Genomic DNA, 6,449 nt, shown 5'->3' with positions numbered 1-6,449 from the left:
TGGCCTGCTCTATTATCCCACCTTCTACGAGGGTTTGGAGCAGTCCAAACATGTCATCTACACCGGCCAGGAGGCGACCCAGCAGATCCTCGCCGGGCTCGACTGGGTGATGCGCGAGAAGGGGGCGAAGAGCTTCTTCTGTCGGCTCCGACTAATCTGGCCGCGCGCGTCGAACCCATCGCGCGGCGCCACATCGAACGCAAGGGCTGCCGCGTCGTCGGCGAGGAGTATGTCGAACTCGGCCACACCGCTTCGAGGCGATCGTCAACACGATCAAGGCGACCAGGCCCGACGTGATCTACCCGATCGTCGTCGGCGGTTCCAACGTCGCCTTCTACAAGCAGCTGAAGGCGGCCGGGATCGATCTCCGGCACCCAGACCCTGCTGACCAACAGCGTCACCGAGGACGAGATGCTCGGCATCGGCGGCGACTACATCGCCGGCGCCTACACCTGCGCCAAGTATTTCCAGGGGCTCGACCTGCCGGCCAACCGGGCCTTCGTCGCCGCCTTCAAGGCGATGTGGGGGGCGGAGAGCGTGATCGGCGACGTCACCGCCACGCCTATGTCGGCCCCTGGCTGTGGAAGCTGGCGGTGGAGAAGGCGGGCAGCTTCGACGTCGCCCGCGTCGTCGCCGCCTCCCCCGGCATCGAGTTCACCGACGCGCCGGCCGGTTCGCACCCGCATCCACGAGAACCATCACCTGTGGACCCGGACGCGGGTCGGCCGGGCGCGCCGCGACGGCCAGTTCGACGTCGTCCACGAGACCCGCGACCTGATCGAGCCCAACCCCTTCCCGGACGGCTTCCGCGAGATCGCGGCCTAAGGAAGCCGTTGCGCCCCGTGCCCTCGCCCTAGCTCTCCGCCGCCCTTCCACGAAGCTCCTGCCTCCTTCCCCCGCTCGTGGCGAGGGAGGGTGAGGGTGGGGTTTTGCCCGAACACCGCCCAACCAATCCACAAAACCAAGGAAGACCAAACATGGCCGACACCCTCGTCAAGGTCGATCTGTCGAAGTCCCCTATGAAAACGACATGATCCACAACCGCTGGCACCCGGACATCCCGATGGCGGTCACGGTGAAGCCGGGCGACGATTTCATCCTGGAATGCTACGACTGGACCGGCGGCCAGATCATGAACGACGACAGCGCGGCCGATGTCCGCGACGTCGATCTCAGCCAGGTCCACTTCCTCAGCGGGCCGGTCGGCGTCGAGGGGGCCGAGCCGGGCGACCTGCTGGTGGTCGATCTGCTCGACATCGGCGCCTTCCCGCAGCAGCAATGGGGCTTCAACGGCTTCTTCTCCAAGCAGAACGGCGGCGGCTTCCTGACCGAGCATTTTCCGCTGGCCCAGAAGTCGATCTGGGACTTCGAGGGCATGTTCACCAAGTCGCGCCACATTCCGGGCGTGCGCTTCGCCGGGCTGATCCATCCGGGCCTGATCGGCTGCCTGCCGTCGCACGATCTGCTGGCCAAGTGGAACAGGCGCGAGCAGGCGCTGATCGACACCAACCCGACCCGCGTCCCCGGCCTCGCCAACCCGCCCTACGCGCCGACCGCCCACATGGGCCGGCTGAAGGGCGACGCCCGCGACAAGGCCGCCGCCGAGGGTGCCCGCACCGTGCCGCCGCGCGAGCATGGCGGCAATTGCGACATCAAGGATCTGTCGCGCGGCTCCAAGATCTACTTCCCGGTCTATGTGAAGGGCGCCGGTCTGTCGATGGGCGATCTGCATTTCAGCCAGGGCGACGGCGAGATCACCTTCTGCGGCGCCATCGAGATGGCCGGCTGGGCGCATCTGAAGGTCGATCTGATCAAGGACGGCATGGCGAAGTACGGCATCAAGAACCCGATCTTCCGGCCCAGCCCGATCGTCCCGACCTACAACGACTATCTGATCTTCGAGGGCATCTCGGTCGACGAGGCCGGCGAGCAGCATTACCTCGACGTCCATGTCGCCTACCGCCAGGCCTGCCTGAACGCCATCGAGTATCTGAAGAAGTTCGGCTATTCGGGCGCCCAGGCCTACTCGATCCTCGGCACGGCGCCGGTGCAGGGCCACATCAGCGGCGTGGTCGATGTGCCGAACGCCTGCGCCACCCTGTTCCTGCCGACCGAGATCTTCGATTTCGACATCAAGCCGAACGCCAACGGGCCGACGAAGTTCGTCACCGGCGACGTCGATCTGCCGATCGCCCAGGACAAGTAACGCGGAGCGGGGAAGGAGAGCGTCGCCATGCCGATGTACGATTACGAATGCCCGAGCTGCGGCGACTTCACCGACCTGCGGCCGATGGCGGAATGCCGGGAGCCGCAGCCCTGCCCGGTCTGCGCCGCCGCGTCGCCGCGGGTGATGCGCACGGCCCCGGCCTTCTCGACCGTCTCGGCGGCGACGCGCAAGGCCCACGGCACCAACGAGCGCAGCGCCGACCGGCCGAAGATGCTGTCGGAGATCGGCCACAAGCACGGTCCCAACTGCGGCTGCGGCGGCGGGTCGAAGACCGGCCGGACGGTGGCGCGCGGCGCCGACGGCTCCAAGGCGTTCCCGACGGCGCGCCCCTGGATGATCAGCCACTGACGGCGGACTGAATCGCCGCGGGAATGGAAAAGGGGGACCGGGGCTTCCGCTCCTGTCCCCCTTTTGCTTCGGGTGCGACCTTTTTCCGCCCGGTTCACGAGGTATTAATTTGTTTTTGCTGGATTGGACGGTAACAGGCCCTGGGGCAGGGCGTTGGCACCGGGACGGCGATGGGCGATTCGGACGATCTTTTCGATATGTACCGCAACGACCGCGCGTCGAAGCCGGCGTTGAAGGGTGCGGCCCTTGCCACCGCCATCGCCGAAACCGTGCGTCGCAGCCTGACGTTGATGGATGGCCTGTGCGCCGAGGTGTCGCGTGCGCTGGCGCAGGCGCGCTACACGGCCCGTTTCGCCCCGGCGGTGGTCGATTGCTCGACCTACATGCGGCTCGACCGCAATTCGGAGACCTTCCGCGACTATCTGCGGACCTGGAGCCACCAGCGGGCCGAGAAGGGATCCGGCGGGATGCACTGGGAGGCGCAGATCCTCGTCACCGACCACCGCCGCAAGACGGTGGAGATCGGGCTGGGCGTCGCCTTCGAATGGCCGGACGGCAGCGCCGACGCCAACCAGGCCTTCGTCGAGTTCTGGCCGACCGGGCAGGGGGTGGCGCTGCCGTCGGACTCCCGCGGCTTCCAGCGCGCGCTGGTCGCCTGCATCGTCAAGCTGGAGGAGGCGGGCGAGCTGTCGAGCGTCAAGAGCCGGCCGTCCTGACGCCGCACGGCCGTCACGGTCCCCTCACAATGTGGTGTTCAGGCCCGAGGCCGACAGCTCGACCGGGCGCATGGCCTGCCCGCTGCGGGCGTAGGTGCCGTCGCTCGCCGCCTTTTCCAGCGCCGCCAGCAGGTTGCGGTTGATGGTCAGCACCGCCTTGCGCAGGGCGACCAGTCCGCTGGCGTTTGCGCTGACCGCCCTGTCCAGCCGTTCGACGCGCTCCAGCGTCATGGCGCGCAGAGCATCGGGCAGGCGGATGCCGTCGGCGCGTGCCTGCAAGGCGATGCTGTCCAGCTTTTCGGCCATCGCGGTCTTGCGGTTGGCGTAGACCTCCAGCCGGTCGAGCATGCCGGCGGCGATGCAGGCGGATTCCTCCTCCAGCACGGCGCAGAGCGCCTCGACCGTGTCGAGGAACTCACTGACGGTCAGCGCGGTGGCGCCGTCATAAGCGGGAAGCTCGGCGGCGGCTTCGACGACGGGCGCGTCGTCGAGTTTCTTCTCGGCGGCGAACTCGTGGATGAGATCCTTGACACTCACGCTCATGACGCGGTCTCCGCCGGTTGCTGGGCCGATTGGGGAGCCTGTTGGGCGGCGTAGAGGCGGGCGACCTCTTCGCGGACCATCGCGCCGATGCCCAGCGTGCCGGCCTCGGCGATGGCCTTGCCGTATTCCTGGAGCATGAAGCTGCGCCACGGCTTTTCCGAAGGACCGCCGCCGCCGAAGGTAGTGCTGCTCTCCAACCCGGCAAACATGCTCTCCATCATCTGGCCGACGATCATCGCCTCGAATTCCTGGGCGACCTTGTCCGCCGCGGCCGGGACGGTTGCCGGGGCCGCCGCCGTGGGCCGGTGGTGGTTCACCGCGCTGACATCCATGGAAGCCTTCTCCTTTCCGCCGTTCCGCAATCAGATGATTTCCAGGTCGGCGTGCAGGGCACCGGCCGCCTTGATCGCCTGAAGGATCGCCACCATGTCGCGCGGGCCGACGCCCAGCGCGTTCAGTCCGTTGACGAGCTGTTGCAGGCTGACGTTGCCACCGACCGTGACGAACTGGCGTCCATTGCCCTCCTGCACCTGCACGTCGGTGCGCGGCACGACGACGGTCTGGCCGTTGCTGAAGGGCTGCGGTTGCGAGACCTGCGGGGTCTCCACGACGCGGACGGTCAGGTTGCCCTGGGTGATGGCGACCCGGCTGACCCGCACGTCGTCGCCGATGACGATGGTGCCGCTGCGCTCGTCGACCACGACGCGGGCGATGGCATCGGGCCGGACGTGGAGCTGCTCGATCTCGCCGATCAGGCGCGAGACGTTGCCGACATAGGGACCGGCGATCCGCACGTCCACCGTGGTCAGGTCGAGCACCCGCGCGCTGCCGGCGCCGAGCCGGCCGTTCACCGCGTCGGCGATGCGGTTCGCCGTGGTGAAGTCGGGGTTGCGCAGCGCCATCCGCACGCCGCCGATGTCGTTCAGCGCGTATTTCAGCTCGCGCTCGACGATGGCGCCGTTGGCGATGCGGGCGGCGGTCGGCACGCCCTTGGTCACCGTCGCGGCCGTACCGCCGGCCGAGAAGCCGCTGACCGACAGCGGCCCCTGCGCCACCGCGTAGGCCTGCCCGTCGGCGCCGAGCAGCGGCGTCACCACCAGCGTGCCGCCGAGCAGGCTGGTCGCGTCGCCCAGCGCCGACACCGTCACGTCCACCGTGGTGCCCTGGCGCGAGAAGGGCTGGAGGCTGGCCGTCACCATCACCGCCGCGGCGTTGCGGGTGCGCAGCGTCTCGCCGCGGGTGTTGATGCCGAGCCGCTCCATCATGCCCTTCAGGCTCTGCTCGGTGAAGGGCGCGTTGATCAGCCGGTCGCCGGTGCCGTTCAGCCCGACCACCAGGCCGTAGCCGACGAGCTGGTTGCGGCGCACGCCGTCGAAGGTCACGAGGTCCTTGACCCGCGTCTGCGCCGCCGCCGTCCCCATGGCCGGCGGAACGCTGAGCGCGACCAGCGCCAGCAGAGCGGCGGCAGCCATCCGGGTGGCGGCAGGAAAGCGGGTCATCGCGATCGCCTAGAGGTAGTTGGTCAGATGCATCTTGGCGATGCGGGCGGTGGCGCTGGCGGTCGCGTCGATCTGTGCCTCCAGATTGCTGATCCGCGTGCTCGCCTCCCCGTAATCGACGCCTTCCAGATTGTCGATCTGGAGGTTGAGGATGGTCTTCTGCGTCTGGTGCTGCTCGGCCACCGAGGCGATCTGGTTGCGCTGGATGCCGAGCAGCGCCGTCGCCTGCCGCAGGTCGCCGAGACCCTTCGACATCTTGGAGACCGCCTCCTCGATGTAGTCCTTGTAGGCTGCCGGCTCCATTGTCGAGGTGTCGACCGCCGCCAGCATGTAGGCGCCTTGCAGCAGGTCGCGGAACATCGGGTCGTTGGCCTGCACGCCGTAGGGGACGCTGGTGGCGTCGGCCGGCCGGCCGGTGATGCGCGGGGAGGCCCCGCCGCCCGCCTGCATCGCCGTCGTGCCGGTGTAGAATCCGCCCTCGAAGGTGTCGGTCAGCGGCGCCGGCGCCGCGGTGGCCGGGTCGCGCACCGCGAACAGGTCGTCCAGCGTGGCGATGACCGCCGCCGTCTGCGCCGCCGTGGTCGGCATCGCCGAACCGCCGGTCGCCGCCGTGATGGCGTCGCGGACGATCTGCATCGGCGAGGGCAGGCCGGACTTGTCGCCGTCGACGGCGCGCATCGGCGGCGCCTCGACCGCCGTGCCGGCGAAGAGATAGGCGTTGCCCGACGCCGCGTTCAGCATGCCGACGATCTGGTCGAGCGTCGCCTTCGCCTTGTTCTGCAACGACACGCCGGTCGGCGCCTGCTGGCCGAGGCCGGTGGAGGCGGTGGCCAGAAGATCCGTTCCGGCGGTCAGGATGCTGGTCATCGCGCTGTCCATCGTGCCCATGCGGCCGTCGAGCAGCGCGGTGGTCTTCAGATACTCCTCGGTGCGGTCGAACATGTTGCGCAGCGCGATGTCGCGGCCGGTGCGGGCGCCGATGGTCGCGGAGACGTCGGCGTGGACGCCGGTGGCGATCTCCTCGTTTGCCCGCACCATGTCCATCTGCAACTGCGTCAGCGTGGTTTGCAGGCGGCGGGACATGCCCAGCGTGGAGAGCGTGTTGTACAGCATCGG

General features: G+C 68.5%; 7 protein-coding genes and 2 pseudogenes. 5 read left to right on the top strand and 4 right to left on the bottom strand.

From position 1 onward, the window contains the following. Positions 1 to 34: 34 nt before the first annotated feature. The 5 genes and pseudogenes from JN22_RS35450 to JN22_RS34635 form a co-directional block, all read left to right on the top strand. Positions 35 to 118, top strand: a pseudogene (locus JN22_RS35450) (hypothetical protein); the annotation flags it as partial. Positions 119 to 411: 293 nt separating this feature from the next. Continuing rightward, a complete protein-coding gene (locus JN22_RS35110; protein ID WP_263301253.1) occupies positions 412 to 825 on the top strand; it encodes a transporter substrate-binding protein in 414 nt (137 codons plus the stop codon). 202 nt (positions 826 to 1,027) lie between these two features. Beyond that, positions 1,028 to 2,206 (top strand): annotated as a pseudogene (gene fmdA / locus JN22_RS34645) (formamidase); the annotation flags it as partial. Between the two features lie 27 nt (positions 2,207 to 2,233). After that, positions 2,234 to 2,575 (top strand): FmdB family zinc ribbon protein, encoded by a 342-nt coding sequence (locus JN22_RS34640; RefSeq protein WP_085558412.1) that lies wholly within the window; start codon positions 2,234 to 2,236, stop codon positions 2,573 to 2,575. 197 nt (positions 2,576 to 2,772) lie between these two features. Next, the gene (locus JN22_RS34635) at positions 2,773 to 3,291 is read left to right on the top strand and encodes a hypothetical protein (RefSeq protein WP_223678045.1); all 519 of its coding nucleotides are present in this window, start codon (positions 2,773 to 2,775) and stop codon (positions 3,289 to 3,291) included. A 24-nt stretch (positions 3,292 to 3,315) separates the two neighbouring features. On the opposite strand, the gene JN22_RS34630 is transcribed toward JN22_RS34635, so the two are convergent. Genes JN22_RS34630 through JN22_RS34615 form a run of 4 tightly spaced genes read right to left on the bottom strand, consistent with a single transcriptional unit; the run spans position 3,316 to position 6,446 of the window. Beyond that, positions 3,316 to 3,834, bottom strand: a complete 519-nt coding sequence (locus JN22_RS34630) for a flagellar protein FlgN (RefSeq protein ID WP_085558410.1) — start codon at positions 3,832 to 3,834, stop codon at positions 3,316 to 3,318. After that, positions 3,831 to 4,166, bottom strand: coding sequence for a rod-binding protein (locus tag JN22_RS34625; RefSeq protein ID WP_085558409.1), 336 nt, complete (start codon positions 4,164 to 4,166; stop codon positions 3,831 to 3,833). The genes JN22_RS34630 and JN22_RS34625 overlap by 4 nt, the downstream gene beginning before the upstream one ends. Positions 4,167 to 4,196: 30 nt before the next feature. Further along, positions 4,197 to 5,333 (bottom strand): flagellar basal body P-ring protein FlgI, encoded by a 1,137-nt coding sequence (locus JN22_RS34620; RefSeq protein ID WP_085558408.1) that lies wholly within the window; start codon positions 5,331 to 5,333, stop codon positions 4,197 to 4,199. Between the two features lie 9 nt (positions 5,334 to 5,342). Further along, positions 5,343 to 6,446, bottom strand: coding sequence for a flagellin (locus tag JN22_RS34615; RefSeq protein WP_085558407.1), 1,104 nt, complete (start codon positions 6,444 to 6,446; stop codon positions 5,343 to 5,345). Positions 6,447 to 6,449: the final 3 nt, after the last annotated feature.

The sequence above is a fragment of the Azospirillum agricola genome (genome assembly GCF_020005195.1).
In the GTDB taxonomy this organism is placed as follows: domain Bacteria; phylum Pseudomonadota; class Alphaproteobacteria; order Azospirillales; family Azospirillaceae; genus Azospirillum; species Azospirillum agricola.
The sequence above is the reverse complement of the archived record's forward strand: the minus strand, read 5'-3'. Positions and strand labels throughout refer to the sequence as shown.

What these genes read in the sequence shown, in the direction of transcription:
- JN22_RS35110 (WP_263301253.1), top strand. Translation starts at nt 412, where the DNA reads ATGCTCGGCATCGGCGGCGACTACATCGCCGGCGCCTACACCTGCGCC.
- JN22_RS34640 (WP_085558412.1), top strand. Translation starts at nt 2,234, where the DNA reads ATGCCGATGTACGATTACGAATGCCCGAGCTGCGGCGACTTCACCGAC.
- JN22_RS34635 (WP_223678045.1), top strand. Translation starts at nt 2,773, where the DNA reads ATGTACCGCAACGACCGCGCGTCGAAGCCGGCGTTGAAGGGTGCGGCC.
- JN22_RS34630 (WP_085558410.1), bottom strand. Translation starts at nt 3,834, where the DNA reads ATGAGCGTGAGTGTCAAGGATCTCATCCACGAGTTCGCCGCCGAGAAG.
- JN22_RS34625 (WP_085558409.1), bottom strand. Translation starts at nt 4,166, where the DNA reads ATGGATGTCAGCGCGGTGAACCACCACCGGCCCACGGCGGCGGCCCCG.
- JN22_RS34620 (WP_085558408.1), bottom strand. Translation starts at nt 5,333, where the DNA reads ATGACCCGCTTTCCTGCCGCCACCCGGATGGCTGCCGCCGCTCTGCTG.
- JN22_RS34615 (WP_085558407.1), bottom strand. Translation starts at nt 6,446, where the DNA reads ATGCTGTACAACACGCTCTCCACGCTGGGCATGTCCCGCCGCCTGCAA.